At 50.4% G+C, this 17856-nt stretch carries 17 protein-coding genes and 1 pseudogene; 12 read left to right on the forward strand and 6 right to left on the reverse strand.

Translation table 11 applies throughout. The features are described from left to right. Positions 1-39: 39 nt before the first annotated feature. On the forward strand, positions 40-612 hold the full coding sequence (locus LGV68_RS08785; protein WP_100267889.1) for a sugar O-acetyltransferase: 573 nt from the start codon (positions 40-42) through the stop codon (positions 610-612). Between the two features lie 52 nt (positions 613-664). After that, the gene (gene yddG / locus LGV68_RS08790; protein WP_252536562.1) at positions 665-1588 is read left to right on the forward strand and encodes an aromatic amino acid DMT transporter YddG; all 924 of its coding nucleotides are present in this window, start codon (positions 665-667) and stop codon (positions 1586-1588) included. A gap of 42 nt (positions 1589-1630) precedes the next feature. Here yddG and LGV68_RS08795 read toward each other — a convergent pair. The 3 genes and pseudogenes from LGV68_RS08795 to LGV68_RS08805 form a co-directional block, all read right to left on the reverse strand. Then, a pseudogene (locus tag LGV68_RS08795) lies at positions 1631-2149 on the reverse strand (adenylate kinase). A 248-nt stretch (positions 2150-2397) separates the two neighbouring features. Next, entirely contained in the window at positions 2398-3294 is an 897-nt protein-coding gene (locus LGV68_RS08800; RefSeq protein WP_024375351.1) for a cation diffusion facilitator family transporter, read from the reverse strand. A gap of 201 nt (positions 3295-3495) precedes the next feature. Beyond that, complete coding sequence (locus LGV68_RS08805; RefSeq protein WP_252536564.1) at positions 3496-4374, reverse strand: LysR family transcriptional regulator; 879 nt, start codon at positions 4372-4374, stop codon at positions 3496-3498. Between the two features lie 279 nt (positions 4375-4653). Between LGV68_RS08805 and LGV68_RS08810 the strand changes: the two genes are divergently transcribed. From LGV68_RS08810 to LGV68_RS08845, 8 genes are all read left to right on the forward strand, one after another. Next, complete coding sequence (locus tag LGV68_RS08810) at positions 4654-5235, forward strand: class I SAM-dependent methyltransferase (protein WP_222752638.1); 582 nt, start codon at positions 4654-4656, stop codon at positions 5233-5235. 130 nt (positions 5236-5365) lie between these two features. After that, positions 5366-5986, forward strand: coding sequence for a thermostable hemolysin (locus tag LGV68_RS08815; protein ID WP_024375483.1), 621 nt, complete (start codon positions 5366-5368; stop codon positions 5984-5986). Next, entirely contained in the window at positions 5983-7467 is a 1485-nt protein-coding gene (locus LGV68_RS08820) for an AMP-binding protein (protein ID WP_222763315.1), read from the forward strand. Before LGV68_RS08815 ends, LGV68_RS08820 begins: the two co-directional genes overlap by 4 nt. Positions 7468-7501: 34 nt before the next feature. Continuing rightward, positions 7502-8185, forward strand: a complete 684-nt coding sequence (locus tag LGV68_RS08825) for an iron-containing redox enzyme family protein (RefSeq protein WP_061055404.1) — start codon at positions 7502-7504, stop codon at positions 8183-8185. 10 nt (positions 8186-8195) lie between these two features. Continuing rightward, positions 8196-9008 carry an SDR family oxidoreductase gene (locus LGV68_RS08830; protein ID WP_020329012.1) on the forward strand — a complete coding sequence of 271 codons (813 nt, stop codon included), beginning with the start codon at positions 8196-8198 and terminating at the stop codon, positions 9006-9008. Between the two features lie 11 nt (positions 9009-9019). Next, positions 9020-9655: a TPR repeats containing protein gene (locus tag LGV68_RS08835; RefSeq protein WP_047459868.1), complete on the forward strand. Its 636-nt coding sequence runs from the start codon at positions 9020-9022 to the stop codon at positions 9653-9655. Between the two features lie 2 nt (positions 9656-9657). Further along, the gene (locus LGV68_RS08840; protein ID WP_024375479.1) at positions 9658-10314 is read left to right on the forward strand and encodes a response regulator; all 657 of its coding nucleotides are present in this window, start codon (positions 9658-9660) and stop codon (positions 10312-10314) included. Further along, the gene (locus LGV68_RS08845; protein ID WP_020329015.1) at positions 10304-11722 is read left to right on the forward strand and encodes an ATP-binding protein; all 1419 of its coding nucleotides are present in this window, start codon (positions 10304-10306) and stop codon (positions 11720-11722) included. The genes LGV68_RS08840 and LGV68_RS08845 overlap by 11 nt, the downstream gene beginning before the upstream one ends. 246 nt (positions 11723-11968) lie before the next feature. Here the strand turns inward: LGV68_RS08845 and LGV68_RS08850 are convergent, their stop codons facing one another. Together LGV68_RS08850 and LGV68_RS08855 are read right to left on the reverse strand one after the other, a co-directional pair. Beyond that, positions 11969-12892, reverse strand: coding sequence for a LysR family transcriptional regulator (locus LGV68_RS08850; RefSeq protein WP_024375478.1), 924 nt, complete (start codon positions 12890-12892; stop codon positions 11969-11971). A gap of 106 nt (positions 12893-12998) precedes the next feature. Then, on the reverse strand, positions 12999-14984 hold the full coding sequence (locus tag LGV68_RS08855) for an acetoacetate--CoA ligase (RefSeq protein ID WP_061056059.1): 1986 nt from the start codon (positions 14982-14984) through the stop codon (positions 12999-13001). Positions 14985-15211: 227 nt separating this feature from the next. Between LGV68_RS08855 and phhA the strand changes: the two genes are divergently transcribed. Then, positions 15212-16003: a phenylalanine 4-monooxygenase gene (gene phhA, locus LGV68_RS08860; protein ID WP_061055405.1), complete on the forward strand. Its 792-nt coding sequence runs from the start codon at positions 15212-15214 to the stop codon at positions 16001-16003. Then, positions 15996-16328 carry a 4a-hydroxytetrahydrobiopterin dehydratase gene (locus LGV68_RS08865; protein WP_020329019.1) on the forward strand — a complete coding sequence of 111 codons (333 nt, stop codon included), beginning with the start codon at positions 15996-15998 and terminating at the stop codon, positions 16326-16328. The genes phhA and LGV68_RS08865 overlap by 8 nt, the downstream gene beginning before the upstream one ends. A gap of 106 nt (positions 16329-16434) precedes the next feature. On the opposite strand, the gene LGV68_RS08870 is transcribed toward LGV68_RS08865, so the two are convergent. Then, positions 16435-17826 carry an MATE family efflux transporter gene (locus LGV68_RS08870; protein ID WP_061055406.1) on the reverse strand — a complete coding sequence of 464 codons (1392 nt, stop codon included), beginning with the start codon at positions 17824-17826 and terminating at the stop codon, positions 16435-16437. Positions 17827-17856 lie beyond the last annotated feature (30 nt).

The following is a 17856-nucleotide window of genomic DNA, read 5'->3' on the forward strand; positions in this document are numbered from 1 at the left end:
AAGCCGTTACCCTTTGTGAACTTAGCAAAGGAAAACAAAATGACAGAACGAGAAAAAATGATGGCTGGTCAGGTGTTTGACGGCAACGATCCTTCGATTATTGAACTCAGCCAGCGAGCGACAGAACTCAAAGTGCGCATCAATCAATCTATCGATGCACAAGAGCGATGCCGTTTGCAAAGCCAATTGTTTGGAGCTTTTGGCCCGGAAAGTATTGTCCAGCCACCCTTTCATTGTGAATTTGGTCAGACGATTCGAATTGGTCGTCATACCTTTTTAAATATGAATATCGTCATGCTGGATAACGCTCCGATTACCATTGGCGACAACGTGCTGATTGGACCAAGCTGTCAGTTCTATACCGCTTCCCATTCGTTGGATCATCGTAGCCGTCGCCTTTGGGAAACGGTATGCAAGCCAATCGTGGTGGAAGACGATGTCTGGATCGGCGGCAATGTCGTGATCAATCAGGGGGTGACGATTGGCGCTCGCTCAGTGATTGCGGCGAACTCGGTCGTTAATCACGATGTGCCACCGGATACGTTGGTAGGCGGCACGCCAGCGAGGATTATTCGCTACCTCAAGTCGAGTGAGGAGGCTTCTCTCTTCTGAGGTTTTCCGCTACAGTGCACTTCTCTTCCTGCTAGTATTCGCGGAGCATATCTTGGCACGTCATCGTTATACCCTGTTTGGTGTTGCAGCTATCCTGTTGTGGGGTTGCTTAATGGGGCTGACTCGCACGGTCGCTGAACAATTCGGGCCAATAGGCGGTGCGGCACTGATTTACAGTGTGGCGTCTCTGTTTTTGCTCGGTGTCATGGGCGTTCCCAAGTTTCGCGGTTTCTCACTGCGCTATGTTTTGATCGGCGGTACGCTGTTCGTCAGCTATGAGATATGTCTTGCGTTGGCGCTGGGTATGGCTAACTCGCGTCATCAGGCTCTGGAAATGGCCGTCATCAACTACCTTTGGCCAGCATTAACGGTGCTGTTTGCTGTTCTCACCAGTCGTAAAGCGGTCAGTCTTTGGGTGTATCCGAGTATCGCGTTGGCGTTTATCGGCGTTGCCTGGACTATTACGGGCGAACAGGGGTTGTCTGTCTCTCTCATCGCCGATAATGTCGCGACTAATCCGCTCACTTACGCGATGGCCTTCTTTGGCGCCATTATTTGGGCGGTTTACTGCAATGTGACCAAGATTATTGCCAACGGTCAGAATGCCATCTGTGTGTTTTTTCTGGCGACGGCGGCGGTGCTTTGGGGGCAGTATGCGGCCAGTGATGAAGGGCCGCTGGTATTTAACGGCACCGGCACCATCAGTTTACTATTGACCGGTATTGTCATGGGGAGCGGCTATGCGCTTTGGAATCTGGCTATTTTGCGCGGCAATATGCTGTTGCTGGCGACCTTATCGTATTTTACGCCAGTGATTTCCACCCTGTTTTCTTCGCTGATATTGGGGGTTCTACTGGGGACCAGCTTCTGGCAAGGCGTGGCGATGGTGACGTTGGGTTCACTGATTTGCTGGTGGGTGACCCGTGAACGCGCAGCAGAGAGCAGCGCTACCCATGCGCCGCAAGAATCTTTTTGACAAGGCAGTGCGCCGCAGAGTTATTCTGTGGCGCAGATGTGGCTATGAATGGGTATGTCGCTGAACGAAATGATTGAGCTCTTCCAGAGTTCTGATGACGTGCAGTTGCTTATGATTTGACTACACTTGTAAGCGACTCAAAAAATCATCATTCCAGAATTTAGGACAAAGCTTAAGTACCTTATAGCTTTGCCAAGTGCCTTTAAGAACAGAACTGCCATCAGGCCAGCCTTCAGGTTTGACCAATAAGCCTTTCAAACAGCGTTTCGTCACCAGCCAATAGCTCAATGCATAGGGCAGATCGATGTACACCAACGTATCTGCCGCTTCCAACCGTTCATTGAACGAAGCCAACGGGCCGAAACCATCAATGATCCAATGCTCTGACGCTAAGATTTGCTGATGCGCCTGGTTAAATATTTCGCGATCCGTAAGCTCTCCGTCAGCCTGATAAACAATCGAATCCAACTGATGAAGCGGGAGACCTGTAGACTTCGCGAGCGCTTTGCTGAGCGTCGATTTTCCGCTACCGGGCTTTCCAAAAACGGCGATTTTATTCATGTGATCTCCTGTGGTATTGCCAATTCCCACGAGGTAGTGACACAAAACCCACCTCTGGGGGTGGGTTCGAGAAATCAAAAGCACAGCACAATCCCACCATTCCTAAGGAATGATGATAATTCGTGCGTTGAGGTGTTTCTGATTCGCTTTCATACAATCAATTTCATACATGTGCTGCGGCTTGTCAATGCTAAAGAAGGTATTCACAAAAGTGGGAATGAAAAACCCGCCGAAGGGCGGGTTTGCGATTAGCTTGCGATGTTGACGGTAATCTGCAGTTTCAGCGGCAGTTTCGACAAACGTTTTTCGATGGTATTGCGTGTTTGTTCGATATCTTCTACCAGAATTACTTCGCTGCTGTCTGGGTAAATATCCACGTCGACCCACAGCTCGTGACCGACTTTAGTCACGCCTGCCAGTTCAATGTCCTGTTCCGATTCTTTACCAGCCGCAACTACACTTTGGTCGACGGTTTGACAAATCTCTTTACTCGGTGCCATCAGGAAGATTTCACGCATTGCAGAGCGTAGCATCTCAAATGGTACTTTGATGAAGTAGAACGACATTGCCAGCATCATCATCGGGTCGGCGTATACCGCGTATTTTGCCATTGGCGTCAGAGTCATCAGCCATGCGATAACGAAACCAGCAGTTACGGCTACGCTCAACATCGTGTCCATTTGCCACTGTTTAACTTCAGCGTCAATCAGACCTGATGCGTGACGTTTACCCAGTGATTTCATATACCACCAAGCCAGGCCACAACCTACAACGTTGATGGCACCAAAAGCAGTCGCGACAGACGCATCGACTGGGCGGCCACCAGTAAACATGGAACCGATAGCAGAATACAGTGAATAACTGACGATCAGTAGAATCACAGCACCTTTCACGGCGATTACCGCCGGTTCGAACACTGCGCGGCCAAAAGGAAATTGGGCATCAGATGGTTTTCTGATGTAGCGAGCAGCGACTAGCGACAATAATGTTAACAGTAAACTGACGAGAGAATAGACACCGTCAAACATGATAACCAGTGAGCCTACAAGCAGACCGACAATCAAGCCACCACCCGCAAACATTGACGCAAAAAGAGCTGAGAGGGTCAAGACACGATTTTCGTTAAAACTTGTTCGAGCACACATTTTATTTTTACCTGTTGGAAACTGAGGATATTTTGGCTGAACGGCGTGGCTTTACAACGACGATTTGCATATTCAACAGGTCAATGTTTGAGCTGTTTTGTTTTATTTATTTAAAATCAATAAGTTGCTTTATATTTTTGCTGTCATTATTATTGACACTGACTGGCTCATTGGCAAGTCGGGCATCCCCAAAGCAAGAATTTAGAAATCAAACAAGTAGTCGCTGATCTTATCGGCGAGCCAAAGCATCGCCGGGTTTTCAGAACTACCCGCAACGCTAAACATACAAAAATCCTCTTGTGTCAAACCATAGGTGTGGCGAATTACCGCAAGGCGTTGCTCGCGCAAGTGGTGACGAATCAGCGGTTCCGGCAGTACGCCCCAAGCACTTTCCGTCAGAATGGTACTGAGCATGTATTCAAAGCTGGAAAAGCCGATATAGCGGCGCGAGAAAGGTTCCAGACTCGAATTGTCTTGTTCATTCAGATACACCATCACCGCTTGCATGGATTTTCGCAGATCTTCGTCTGTTACCCGTTTGATTTTGGTTAGCGGGTGGGTTGCGCTACACACCGACATCATACGGATTTTGCCCAGCGGCTGATAACCGATACGGGGATCGTCCAAACGTTCGTAGTCAACTCCGAATGCGAAATCCACTTGTTGAGTCGCAACCAGGCTTGCAAGGTCACCACTTGAGGCAAGCACGATGTTAAACGAGGTATTGGGAAACAGTTTATTGAGTGAATGCGCCAGATCCTGCCACAGTGTATCGGGCAAAGAGTCGTCACGGGCGATCCACATTTCTGCGGCGAACTCATCAGACACTTGTGAACAGGTGCGGCGAATGCGCGTCGCGGTGATCAGGATGTTCTCGCAATCTTTGTAAATCGCTTTGCCAGCTTCAGAGAGGGTGAGGTTATTTCCGGTACGTGCGAACAGTTCCACGCCCAATTCGGTTTCGAAAGCTTTGATTGCCATGCTGAGTTTGGTGCGATTGCACTCCATCTGACGGGCGGCTTCTGAAACCGAACCGGTGTTGGCAATGGTGCAGAATGCTTCGATTTGTGACAGGTTCATAGCGTGCTCAACTCAATGAAAGTCTCGGAATCATAAACAATTTTTGTGTGGCTGCCTATCTGCTCTAATAATCGCCAATTGAGCCAAATTCAGATTTTCTTACGCAAGATTGCGTTGTAACTCTATGAACTTCACTTCGTTTTGGTTTAATCTTGGGGAGTTCAAGTTGCCTCAAACCGATGGGTTCACAGAAAATCTATCGATTTTCGGCCATGAGCCAGCCATTTTGAGGTCACTTGGGCAGTTTGCCCGAATACAAGAAGTAACACGGAGGCCATGATGGCACACGACTGGGACGAATACGCAGCGGATTGGGAAAAAGACGAAGCGACAACCGTTTTTGCGCAGAACGTTTTTCAGCAACTGAATAAGCTCATTTCGCTTGAAGGCAAGCATGTGCTGGATTTCGGTTGCGGTACGGGTTTGCTAAGTCAACTGATGTCACCAATGGCAAAAGATATTGTGGCTTTGGATGCATCCGAAGCCATGATCGAAGAGCTGGATAAAAAAGAGCTGGCCAATGTTGAGCCAGTAGTGGATCACTTAACACGCGGTCTGGTTGCGCAGCACCCGGCATTCCGCAAACAATTTGATGTGGTCGTGGCGTCTTCGGTGTGTGGTTTTGTACCCAACCAGAATGAAGTTGCCGACATCATTTACACCTTGTTGGATGAGGGTGGTTTGTTTGTTCACTGGGATTGGCTGGTGGATGATAACGACCCTGAATTTGGTTTAAGTGAACGTGATGTGGAAACCATGCTGACACAGGCTGGCTTTGCGATGGTCGAAGTGAGCAAGGTGTTTGAAATCAGCACTCCGCAAGGTGTCATGCCAGTTGTCATGGGCGTCGGCAGAAAATAAAAATTTTGTAATCAATCCAAGCCGCTACAGGGTTCCTGTCGCGGCTTTTTTTGTTTTCTTAAGTCTCTTAAGTTTCTCTTAAGCTTGCCTCCTTAAGCTCAGTGAGTAAGGCACCACAGAGGGCTTCTGAATGAGAGACTTTTTTCAGGATCATGCACTTGATCTGGCGATCATTGATCGCAACCATCCCAAGCGGGGTGAGGTCGAACACTACATTGCTCAGCGTTATTCGCTGGCGTTTGATGCACGTCTCAATTGCTTTATGCCAACCTTCATGGCGTTGATGGATAAGGACCACATTAAATCTCTGTGTGGTTACCGCGTTGCCAGCGAAGAGGCACTGTTTCTCGAACAATATCTGGATCATCCGGCCGATGAATTGCTCGCCTCGGCGTTCAGTCGTCCGATTGATCGCGCGCAGCTGATTGAATTTGGTCAGCTTGCATCATTTTCCAAAGGTTTTTCTTCACTGCATTTTCTGCTGATGACACAGAAGCTGGTGGAGCAGGGGTATGAGTGGTGCATTTTTACCGCCACAGATCCCCTGTACGCCATGATGTGCCGCCTTGGTTTGGATCCGACCATTCTGGCCGAAGCCGATCCGACCCGCATTCCTGATGCCCACAGCATTTGGGGCAATTACTACCAATATCAGCCACGCATCGTTGCAGGCAATCTCAAAGGAGCCCTAGCGCATTTACAGGCTCTGTTTTCCGACCGCAAACATCGTTTAAGCGGAGGTTTTTCATGAACAAGATTTTACAGGCGTTAGTCCAACGCGCAGAGCAGACACCGGATGCCACGGCGTTTACCGGATACAGCGAGCGCACGCAACAAATGGAATCGATCAGTTATCTGAGTTTGCTGGTCAGAGTGCGGGAAGCGGCGGATCAGCTTAGTCGTTTGGCGGCTCATTGTATTGCGCTGAGAGCAGAAAACAGCCTGGACTGGGTCATCGCTGACCTTGCCGCGATGCAGGCGCAGATCCCGTCTGTGCCTGTCCCGATGTTTTTCAGTGATGCACAGGTCGCACACACGTTAGAGCAATCCGGTGCGGATGTGTTGATCGGAGAGTGGCACAGTTGGCAGCCTGAGCTTTTGGGGCAAATCGAAGGTTTGCCACTGTGGCGTAATGAACATGCGCATGGCGCGCACTGGTTGCCCGGCAGCAGCAAAATTACCTTTACCTCCGGTTCAACCGGACAGCCGAAAGGGGTCTGTTTAAGCGACGAGCAACTGGCGCTGGTGAGTGCCGCGCTGGCTGATTCGATTGCAACCGAAACCTGTTGCGAGAAACATCTGATACTTCTGCCGCTGTCGACGCTACTTGAGAACATCACCGGCGTCTATGTACCGCTTCTGCTGGGTGCCACCTCAGTCGTGGTTCCGGGACAAGCGGTGGGATTGTCGGGTTCAAGCCATTTCAATCCGAATCAGTTCGCGGTAGCCCTGAGCCAGTATCAGCCAAATAGTCTGGTTCTGACTCCGGCGTTACTGATGGCGCTTATCCACATTGTGACGCTCAATCCAATGCTGTCACGTTCGCTCAAGTTCGTGGCCGTCGGTGGTGCACGTGTGACGCCTGCCTTACTGCAAAAGGCGCAGTCGTTGGGCATTCCGGCCTTTGAAGGTTACGGTTTGTCTGAGTGCGCATCGGTCGTCAGTCTCAACACGCCAAGTGCTCAAAAGCCGGGAACCAGTGGCCGGGTGCTTCCCCATGTGGAAGTTAAAATCGCGCAAGACGGCGAAGTGCTGGTGCGCGGCAACGTGGCGTTGGGCTACATCGGCGAACCCTTCGCTCAGCCTTGGCTGGCAACCGGGGATCTCGGTGAGTTAGATGAACAAGGTTTTCTGACCATCAACGGGCGTAAAAAGAATCAAATCATCACTGCCTACGGACGCAATATCTCACCGGAGTGGCTGGAATCGGAAGCGCAATTGCTGCCTGCTCTGCAAAGTATGGTCGTGGTTGGCGAAGGACAGTCTTCGCTGACAGCGGTCGTGGATGGCAATCAACCTGAAATCGTGGTGCAGAGCATCCACAAACTGAACAACACACTGCCGGATTATGCCCGCATCGGTAAAGTGGTGACGGTCGCCGGGCTCAAGCAGCAGCCGGGGCTGTTCACCAGTAATGGGCGTCCGGTACGTCAACAGTTTGAAAACTGGCTGGCAACACTGCCAGAAAGTGACAACAAAATCGTCACGACCCAGCTCCAGCAATCTTGTTAACGCATTGAATTGAAGCATTAAAGAGGAATACAGGATGAGTGAATTTTTTCAGACATTGAAACAGCAGACCTTAGCGGCGCAGCAAACCATGTTGCAGGCACCGATTTTTGCCCAGTGTGCAAAAGGGGATATCGACCGCGAAACCTACGTTGCGTTTCTGACCCAAGCATACCATCACGTGAAACACACGGTACCACTCTTGATGGCTTGTGGTGGGCGCTTGCCGGAGAAATATGAATGGTTGCGTCAGGCGATTGGTGAGTACATCGAAGAAGAGAAGGGCCACCACGAGTGGATTCTCAACGACATCAAAGCGTGTGGTGCAGATGCAGGTATGGTGCGTGCGAATCAGGCTCAAGGGAGAGTCGGCGCACCGATCGAACTGATGGTGGCTTACCTCTATCACCAGATTGACCGGGTCAACCCGATGGCTTTTTTCGGTATGGTTTGGGTGCTTGAAGGTACCAGTGTGGGCGTCGGTGGTCAGGTGGCGGCGTTGGTCAAGGATAAACTGAATTTGCCGGACAGCGCGATGAGTTATCTGACATCGCACAGCGTGCTCGATCAGGACCACATTCAGCTGTTTGAAGGGCTGATGAACCAAATCACCGATCCGCTGGATCAGCAAGCCATTATCGATTCGGCCAATATGGTGTTTCGCTTGTATGGCGATATGTTGCGTGGCCTGACGCCTGATGCGTTACAGCGCGCAGCGTAAGGAGAGAGAGATGAATTTGCAAGGTAAACGCGTACTGCTGACGGGGGCCTCCGGGGGAATCGGTCAGGAGATCGCACACGCGCTCGAAGCGAAAGGCGCATCGCTGGTGCTGGTGGCGCGTAACCGCAATAAACTGGAAGCGTTGAAGAACAGCCTGAATGACCCTGAACGTCATCAGACACTCTGCATTGATTTTCAGCAACCGGACAGTGAAGAGCAGCTCAAAGCGTTCGGGCTTGAGCAGGTGCAAAACGAGCAGCGCATTGATGTGCTGATCAACAACGCGGGCAACAATCAGTTCAGTTTCCTCGCCCAGCGCAGCGCCAAATCGCTGCAAGAGGAGATTCACCTCAATCTGATGACGCCGATTCTGACCAGCCAGTCGGCACTGAATTGGCTGCAAAGACCAGGGATCATCCTCAACATCGGTTCTACGTTTGGATCCATCGGTTTTCCCGGCTACACCACCTACTGCGCGGCGAAAGCGGGCGTGCAGCGCTTTAGTGAAGCGCTGGATCGTGAACTTGATGGTGCAGGCATTCGCGTGCTGTATTTGGCGCCACGTGCGACGAAAACCGATCTTAACGATGATCGCGTGACTGAAATGAATCGCCAGTTAGGTAATCACAGCGATGCGCCAAGTGTGGTTGCCAAACACGTGGTCTCTATTTTGGAAGATGAACAGGCGTCGAGATGGATTGGCTGGCCAGAGAAGCTGTTTGCACGCCTCAACCAAATCATTCCCGGAGTGGTGTCAAAATCGATTCGCAAACAGCAGGACACCATTCATCAATACATCAATCAGGTTCACGGTAAATCATGAGGGAACAAACAATGAAACGGAATATGGCAATGTTCGCAGCTGCGCTGACGCTGGGGACTTCTCTTTCGGTATCAGCAGCGAGTGCTGATCCGCTGCTGACTATTCAGAAAAAATGGGCCGTGTGTCAGTATCAGTCCAAAGACAAAGATCATCAGGTTTACTGTCTGGAAAACCTCATCAAACGCAATGAAGAGGCGTTGACGCAGGAGCCGGAGCGCCAGGATCTCAAAGTGTGGCTGGCGATCAATAAATCCTCACTCGCTGGAGCGAAAGGTGGTCTGGGGGCGTTGTCGTTGGTGAAGGAAGCGAAAGTACTGCTGGAACAAGTTATTGAAAAAGCGCCGGAAACGTTAGATGGCTCTGCGTATACCAGTTTAGGTTCGCTATACTATCAGGTACCGGGCTGGCCTATCGGCTTTGGTGATGATGACAAAGCGGAAAAAATGCTGCATAAAGCGTTGGAAATAAATCCGGAAGGTATTGATCCGAATTACTTTTATGGTGATTTCCTGGCTCAGGATGGTCGCAAAGCAGAAGCGATTCAATATCTGACCAAAGCGCAGCACGCGAAGCCACGTCCGGATCGTCCGCTGGCTGATCAGGGCCGACAACAAGAAATTGCCCAAAAACTTGGAGAACTCAATTAGTAATGCGTTTGTTGCTTGTAGAAGATGATGTCCTGTTAGGACGCTCAATGGTGACCTCGTTAAGTCGCCATGGATACACCGTCGATTGGGTTGAGCGCGGTTCCGGTGTGGAAACCGTGCTCAAAACCGAACAGTTTATCGCGGTGATCCTCGATCTCACGCTGCCGGATATTGATGGTCTGGTGGTGCTACGCAACATTCGCCGCGCGGGTTTTACTTTGCCGGTGCTGATTCTGACTGCGCGTGACGACATCGAAGATCGGGTGAAAGGCCTTGATGGCGGTGCGGACGATTACCTGATCAAGCCGTTTGCACTGGAAGAGTTGATGGCGCGCCTGCGGGTACTGATTCGCCGTCAATCGGGCTACTGTGACACGCGTATTGAAGTGGGAGAGTTGTCACTGTCGCTCTCTGAACAGTCGGTCGATTATCAGGGAAACCGACTGAAACTGACCAACAACGAATTCAAACTTCTGGCGTCTCTGATGACACATGCTGGCCGAGTGATGAGCAAAGAGCAGTTGCAACAATCACTGCATGGTTGGGATGAAGGCTCGAGCGATAACGCCATCGAAGTTCACATTCATAACCTACGCAAAAAAGTCTCCAATGATGTCATCAAAAACATTCGCGGCGTGGGTTACATCATTGAAAAATAATCACGTAAAAGCGTTTTCGATCAAAAAACGCCTCACCATTGCGGTTGTTCTGCTCTCCAGCGGACTCATTCTTCTGTCGCTGTTTTTCAGTTTCAGTGCCTCCCAGCATGAAATCGAAGAAGTGTACGATGCACGCTTGGGGCAATCGGCCAAAATGCTGCTGCTCGGCATGCCGTTCAAGGAAGAAGGGTTGGAAGCCAGACGAGCCAGCCAAATTCTCGATACCTGGATGCAGCGCATCAAAGCGCAAGCTGGAAGTGATGATTCACCTACCACGTTTGGACACCCGTATGAACGCAATATTCTGATTCAGTTCTATCACAGCGGTGAACTGGTGTGGAGCTCCATTCCTGATATCGCCCGAACGGCCCACGATCCACGTTATGCCGGCTTTGGTTATTTTGATATTGATGGACAGACATGGCGTTATTTCCAGTTGCCACTGCCGGATCGTTACCACACCAAGCCTGAATACGTGATCGTGGCGGAAAAGCAGTCGATTCGAAACGAGATGAGCCGCGAACTGGCACTTTCAACCGCACTGCCGCAATTGATTATGATCCCTTGCCTGGCGCTGGTGATGACGTTATTGATCGGCAAGCATTTCCAACCGATTTCCGAACTCAAACGCGCCATTACTCAGCGTAATGCCAACAAGCTCGACAGTATCTATGTGTCCAATCCAACGGTGGAGTTATCGCCGCTGGTCGATGCCTTAAACGTATTGCTGACGGAACTGGATCATGCCTGGCAACGGGAGCGACGATTTACCCGCATGGCTGCGCATGAGCTGAAAACGCCGCTCACGGTCCTGCGCCTCAACGCAGAAAACGCATTGTTGAGCCAGAATGAGGATCAGCTCAAATCTGATTTGAACAACATTTTGCGCGGTATAGAGCGTACCGACCGCCTGATTCAACAGCTGTTGATGCTGGCTAAAGTGGAGAGTATTCACGACCTCACGTTCTCAAGCATTAACCTGACTAAACTTGTGCAGGGTGTATTGGCGGAACTGGTGCCATTTGCGCTGCGTCATCAGCAAGAACTGTCGCTCGATGGTGATGATATCTATGTGCTGGGGGATGAGTCGCTACTGCGCATTCTGTTTACCAATTTGGTCGATAACGCCATTCGTTATTCTGGCCAAGGTTCGCAAATTAAAGTCACGCTGAAAGAGGCGGGCGGTGCAGTCAACGTGTGGGTGAGCGACAGCGGCGCAGCGTTAAGCGAAGAAACCCGCGAGAAACTGTTTGAAAACTTCTATCGTGCGAACACCGAAAAAGGCGATGGAGCGGGACTGGGTATGTCGATTACTAAAGACATCGCCAAGCTGCATCGCGGCACGATTGAACTGATGCCACGAGAAAATGAACTCAATACATTCTGGGTAGCGTTGCCCAAAGCCTAGGGCCGCAAGGTTTTTCCAAATCGTAAATTGACTATTTACGTAATTTCACTGTCGGAAAAGTCCTACAATACATACACTGCAAATATGAATTTGGTTATTAAGCAGTTCCCCTGACCATTTTCATACCAGAATCTGTTTATTGACTAACAACTCATGGCTAGGGTTTGAAATAAATAAAAGCAAAAACAGAATAAAAAGGTCAGCATGTGCTGACCTTTTTACTTTTCCCGTATCGCTTGCCGCTGATTAGCAACCGCACTGACCTTTGGTGAGGCGCTTACACAACCACTTCATTGCCTGATCATTCATGCTCGGCTTATTCCATACCAAACTGTAAGCCACCGTTCCGTAGTCAAACGGCAGCGTCTTGTAAATCAACCCTTGCGCCTGATGAGCTCTGTCTGCCCAGTGTTTAGAGCAGGTAAACAGCAGATCCGTATGTTGGCACATGATTGCCGCTGCGCCGAAGTCTGCGGTGGTGACCGCAATCTGGCGTGACTTATGACGCTGAGCGAGATTCTTCTCAAAATAGGGCTCACTGAGCTCCTTATCGAGAATGGCGATGTGTTTGTAAGACAGGTAGTCTTCGGTGGTCATTTCGCCTTGAGCCAGCGGATGGTTGGGATTCATCAGGCACACCATTTCGTCGTCGGCGATAATATGCCAAACCAGATCCTGAGCGTGAGTCGGAGGTTGGCTGATGTCGTGCGGCAGAATCATGAAATCAATCACACCGCGCTGAAGCGCTTCAAATCCGTAATACTCCTTAGAATGGATCGTCAAAGAGAGATTGGGTGAGCATTCGGAAATGATGTTAGCGATGTCTTCGGCGAAGAGCTCGAGCGTGCTCTCACGCATGGCGAGCCGATAGTGGCCGTTATAGAGTTTGGGATCAAAGTTGGCCTGATGAAGAAGACCGTTCATGCTGGATAAAATGCTGTGAACCGCAGGACCCATTTGCAGGGCATAGGGCGTTGGAATCAACTGATTGCTGTCGCGGTAAAACAAGTCGTCATCGAGCAGTTCACGTAACTGAGCGAGGATTTTACTGATGCTGGAGGGGCTGACGCACAGTCGGGCAGCGGTCTGCGTGACACTGCGAGTGCTGAGCATGACGTGCAGTGCCGTCAGGTGCTTTAAACTGAATCTCGATAGATGAATATAATCCATAAAATAAATAAAGCAGTATACGGTGGCGCAAGCATATCATTATTAAAGAAAAATAGAGTAATGAAAAATACTCACGCCAGCATGATATCCGGTTCATCTTGCCCGGTTATGGTTGCTCATTTTCAAAGATCTGTTCGATTTCATGCAGCACCGTCGGGTTGGCAATTGCGCCCAGATTCTTTACCGGTTGTCCTTGCAATGTCTGTTTCACCGCCAGTTCGACCAACTTGCCTGATTTAGTGCGTGGTACCTCACTGACGGGATAAATTCGGGCTGGTACATGGCGTGGCGAGCAGTGGGTGCGCAGTGTTTTGCGAATTTTGTCTTTCAGTTCATCGGTCAAAAATGCCTTATCGTGCAACTGAACAAACAGGACGATCTCTTCATCGTTGCCTTGCTTTTGGCCGACGGCAATCGAATCGAGCACTTCTTCTAACTGATTGACCTGCTGATAAATTTCCGCCGTTCCGATGCGCACGCCACCCGGATTAAGCGTGGTGTCACTGCGACCGTAAAAGCGGTAGCCGCGGTGAGCCGTAAGCTCTATCTCATCGCCGTGATGCCAAACGCCAGGATATTTGTCCCAGTATGCGTGGTGGTATCGTTCACCATTATCGTGCCAGAAACCGATGGGTTGGTTGGGAAAACTGTTTCGGCACACCAACTCACCGCGCTGCTGACTCACGGCCACACCTTCGTCATCAAACACCGCGATGTCCATTCCGAGACCGGCTCCCTGACACTCACCGCTGTAGACGGGGGAAATCGGATTGCCCAGAACAAAGCAGCCGCAGATGTCAGTGCCCCCGGAAATAGACGCCAAGTGTAAATCGGCCTTAATGTCGGCATAGACGTATTCAAACTGCTCAGGGTAGAGCACTGAACCGGTTGAGCAGAGCGTTTTCAGCGCGCTTAAGTCATAAAAATCACTGGGTGAAAAGTGACTCTTTTGCAGCGCTTCAATGTATTTGGCCGAAGTGCCGAACAGCGTCATCTGCGTTTCCTGAGCCAGTTCCCACAATACGCTCGGTTGGGGATACATCGGACTGCCATCGTAAACAACCAGAGTCGCGCCGCTCGCCAGTGCGGAGACGTGCCAGTTCCACATCATCCAGCCACAGGTGGTGTAATAAAACACGCGGTCACCCGGCTGAATGTCACAATGCAACTGATGTTCTTTGAGGTGATTGAGCACGATACCGCCAACGGAATGCGCAATGCACTTTGGCTGACCCGTTGTGCCGGAAGAATAGAGAATAAACAGCGGATCGTTAAAACCGACCCGCTCGAATTCGATGCCACGTGGCAGATAACTGGCGAGAATCGCCTGCCAGTCCGAAAATGTGTCATTGAAATCCTGACTGTAAGTACGCTGTTGGAGATACTCAATCTGGCAGGTGTTTTCGATGGAAGGGATCGCTGCGACAATGCTGGCGTTGCGCTCTTCCATCACATGGGGTTTGCCATTGAAGCTGTAGCCATTGCAGCAGAAAAGAATTTTAGGCTGCACTTGGCCAAAGCGCTCCACCACGCTGTCGACACCAAAGTCCGGTGAGGTGGATGTCCAAACCGCACCGAGACTGGTGGTTGCCAGCATGGCAACGATGGTTTCTGGCAAGTAGGGGAGATAACCCGCGACCACGTCACCGCGGCCGACCCCATTTTGAGTCAGCCATTGCTGCACGACAGAAACCTGATCGCACAGTTGTTGCCAAGTCAGTTTGCGGCTCTGGCCATTTTCGTTTTTAAACCAAATAGCCACACCGTCGGGCTGCTGATACGCGTAGGAGAGTAAATTCTCCGCGTAATTGAGTTGTGCCTGAGGAAACCAGATAGTATCGCGAGCCGGTACAAATTCATCCCAACGCGCAATGCCTTCTCCGTGAATGCAGTCACCGCAATACCCGATCACGTCGCAGAATTGCCACACTTCGAGCCAGAATTTTTTCTTATCCGTGACCGACCAACGATGTAACTGCTCATAGGCATCTAAGGCTTCACCCTGCATGTTGATATGGCGGAGAAACTGCTGCAGGTTGGATGATTCAATTCGGTCCTGGCTGGGAGTCCAAAGGGGCGTGGCGTGTGGCATAACATCCTCGATGAGTGTGTGATTTTTTTTGTAATGCATCAAGTTTTGACCATTTTTCAGTAAAGTCAAACCTGCGCCCAATAATCAGCTTGCTGATATATAAGCAAAAAAACTGACAATGTAAATAAAATGTTACACTGGTTTTTGGCGGTATTCTGAACAGATCATTGGCAGCCAATTTCGAAGGCGATAGGCTTAATGTAACGGAATTGTTAAGGAGAGGGGTGATGACCAAGTATCATTCCAAGCCAGTGAATAGTAAGGGATTAGTCGACTGGGATTCGCAAGAAGATGCCATCTGGCGCGACCTGGTTCAGCGCCAACAATCTGTGATTCGTTCACGGGCTTGTCAGGCTTATCTTGATGGATTGGAAATGCTCAATCTTCCCGTTGATCGTGTTCCACAACTACCTGAAATTAATGAAGTTCTGATGCGAGAAACGGGCTGGCAGGTTTCGCCGGTCCCCGCACTGATTAATTTTGACCGTTTTTTTGCCCTGCTGGCGGACAAAAAATTCCCTGTTGCGACGTTTCTGCGTAGCCGGGAAGAGTTCGATTATCTGCAAGAGCCGGATTTCTTCCATGAAATCTTCGGTCACTGCGCAATGCTCACTCATCCGGATTTCGCCGCGTTTACTCACACCTATGGACAACTGGGGAAAAACGCGACTCCACAGCAGCGGGTCTATCTCGCTCGCCTCTACTGGTTCACGGTAGAGTTTGGATTAGTGAAAGAGGGCAGCAATACCAAAATTTATGGTGGTGGTATTCTTTCCTCACCGGGCGAAACCATCTATTCACTCGACAGTACCATCCCTGATCGGGAAAGTTTTAACTTACATAATGTCCTGCGGACACCGTATCGCATCGATATCATGCAGCCGGTCTATTATGTACTGGATGATATCCGCCAGTTGTATCAGCTTAGTCAGACCGATCTGATGAGCCATGTAGAAAAAGCCATGGCGGCAGGTTTACTGCCACCATTATTCACACCGAAGGAAGAAACTCATGCTTGATGAATTACGCTGCGAAGCTTGCAGTGCCGATGCGACCGCTTTGACACAAGATGAACAGCAAACGCTTCTGAGCGAGCTGGAAGGATGGGCGCTTATCCATCGCGATGGTATTCCGCAACTTGAAAAAGTGTACCGTTTTAAGAACTTTAAGCTGGCTTGGGCGTTTGCAAATCAGATTGCACAGTTAGCTGAAGAGGAATTTCACCATCCGAGTATTTTACTCGAATGGGGTAAAGTGACGGTGACATGGTGGAGTCATTCGATTAAAGGCCTACACAAGAACGATTTTATTTGTGCGGCCAAATGTGACCACTTAGCGCAATAGCGCGCGGCGACGTCACATTGCAAACACAACAACAATAAAGTTACACGACCCTCTGGCCTGACTCGCGAACTCCCTCCCTCGTCCGTCAGGCTTTTTTCATCGTGTTTCAGGCAGTGAGAGTGGGTGAGTCACCGTCATTGATGAGGTTGTTAATCCATCGTTTAGAGAAAATGCGTTGTGTGGTAAGAAAAATTTTTGCCCCTTCTTCCAGCCAAATAACCATCAACACCCAGTGCAACGGCCAGCCCAAGACTAAACCAGTGAAATAAGCGAGCGGGATACCAATGGCCCATTGACCGAACAGGTCGATGAAAATGCTGTAGCGAATATCGCCGCCGCTTTTCAGTACGCCGCCGATGCCAACCATGTTGAACACCCGCAGCACCATGCCAAACGCCATGACCAGGCAGACATTGAGTGCCATCGCTGAGTCTTCCAGCGGACTGTGGCTGATAAGCCAGGCAAGCCAAGGTTTGGCGAGATAGCACAACAGAGCGAGTAGCAAGGCCAGTGCGCAGCTGGTAAGCACATACCACCAGGCAGTACTTTCCACCCGTTGATAGTTCTGGGCGCCTATCTCGTTGCCCAAAATAATTGACGCGGCGACGGCAAAGCCAAGGAATGCAGAAATCAGCACACTCTCTATTGGCGAAAGCAGGGAGATGATCGCCAGCTCCGAGACACCCAATTGACCGACAATCACGTTGTAGACCAGAATGCCCGCTGCCCAACCAGTGTCGTGCACGATCATTGGCCAAGCCACTTTGTAATAGCGTGCACGATGCTGAGGTGACTTTGCTTGTCGCCAGTTGTCGCGGGTCGGCAAGAGATGCGGGTAGCGACGGCGCAAGGCGTAAAAGAGCATTGCGGTTTGACATAGACGAGAAATGGATGTGCCAATCCCTGCTCCCAGCACGCCAAGCTCCGGAAAGCCAAACAGGCCGAAGATCAGCAGCGCATTAAGAATCGCGTTAATGATGATGGCGATGATGCTGACTCGCGTAGGCAGTGTCGCCTCGCCAACCGAGCGTAAAGCGCCTTCAACGGGGACTACCAATGCGGTGCAAAACAGGCTGGCGCCAGTGACCCATAGATAGTCTGTCGCCAGCGAGACGTATTGCGGATCGGATGCGATGACAGACACCACCGACTGCGGCGCAATCAGATACAGCATCATAAATGGCAAAGTAAACAGCAGCGCGACCACCCAAGATTGCGCCAGAACACGGCGCACACCGTCGAGATTGCCCGCACCAAAATATTGTGAAGCCAGCACACTCACCGCACCGCTGGCACCTACGATGACGATCAGATTGAAAAAGAAAATCCGGTTACCGACACCGACGGCGGCGGTCGCGGCTTCACCGAGCTGACTGACCATAAATATATCGACCACGCCCAACAGAGAAAACAGCATTGACTGCAGGGAGACAGGCACGCCGATTTGAATTAATTTTTGCCAGAACGGACGGTCCAGCTGACGAAAAGAGGCCATCATGGGTGAGATCTCACTCGAAGGAATTAACGC

The sequence above is a fragment of the Vibrio sp. LQ2 genome, assembly GCF_023920125.1.
Lineage (GTDB): Bacteria > Pseudomonadota > Gammaproteobacteria > Enterobacterales > Vibrionaceae > Vibrio > Vibrio fluvialis.

Coding starts and splice junctions, on each gene's coding strand:
- LGV68_RS08785 (WP_100267889.1), top strand. CDS start 40: ATGACAGAACGAGAAAAAATGATGGCTGGTCAGGTGTTTGACGGCAAC.
- LGV68_RS08800 (WP_024375351.1), bottom strand. CDS start 3,294: ATGTGTGCTCGAACAAGTTTTAACGAAAATCGTGTCTTGACCCTCTCA.
- LGV68_RS08805 (WP_252536564.1), bottom strand. CDS start 4,374: ATGAACCTGTCACAAATCGAAGCATTCTGCACCATTGCCAACACCGGT.
- LGV68_RS08810 (WP_222752638.1), top strand. CDS start 4,654: ATGGCACACGACTGGGACGAATACGCAGCGGATTGGGAAAAAGACGAA.
- LGV68_RS08815 (WP_024375483.1), top strand. CDS start 5,366: ATGAGAGACTTTTTTCAGGATCATGCACTTGATCTGGCGATCATTGAT.
- LGV68_RS08820 (WP_222763315.1), top strand. CDS start 5,983: ATGAACAAGATTTTACAGGCGTTAGTCCAACGCGCAGAGCAGACACCG.
- LGV68_RS08825 (WP_061055404.1), top strand. CDS start 7,502: ATGAGTGAATTTTTTCAGACATTGAAACAGCAGACCTTAGCGGCGCAG.
- LGV68_RS08830 (WP_020329012.1), top strand. CDS start 8,196: ATGAATTTGCAAGGTAAACGCGTACTGCTGACGGGGGCCTCCGGGGGA.
- LGV68_RS08835 (WP_047459868.1), top strand. CDS start 9,020: ATGAAACGGAATATGGCAATGTTCGCAGCTGCGCTGACGCTGGGGACT.
- LGV68_RS08840 (WP_024375479.1), top strand. CDS start 9,658: ATGCGTTTGTTGCTTGTAGAAGATGATGTCCTGTTAGGACGCTCAATG.
- LGV68_RS08850 (WP_024375478.1), bottom strand. CDS start 12,892: ATGGATTATATTCATCTATCGAGATTCAGTTTAAAGCACCTGACGGCA.
- LGV68_RS08855 (WP_061056059.1), bottom strand. CDS start 14,984: ATGCCACACGCCACGCCCCTTTGGACTCCCAGCCAGGACCGAATTGAA.
- phhA (WP_061055405.1), top strand. CDS start 15,212: ATGACCAAGTATCATTCCAAGCCAGTGAATAGTAAGGGATTAGTCGAC.
- LGV68_RS08865 (WP_020329019.1), top strand. CDS start 15,996: ATGCTTGATGAATTACGCTGCGAAGCTTGCAGTGCCGATGCGACCGCT.
- LGV68_RS08870 (WP_061055406.1), bottom strand. CDS start 17,826: ATGATGGCCTCTTTTCGTCAGCTGGACCGTCCGTTCTGGCAAAAATTA.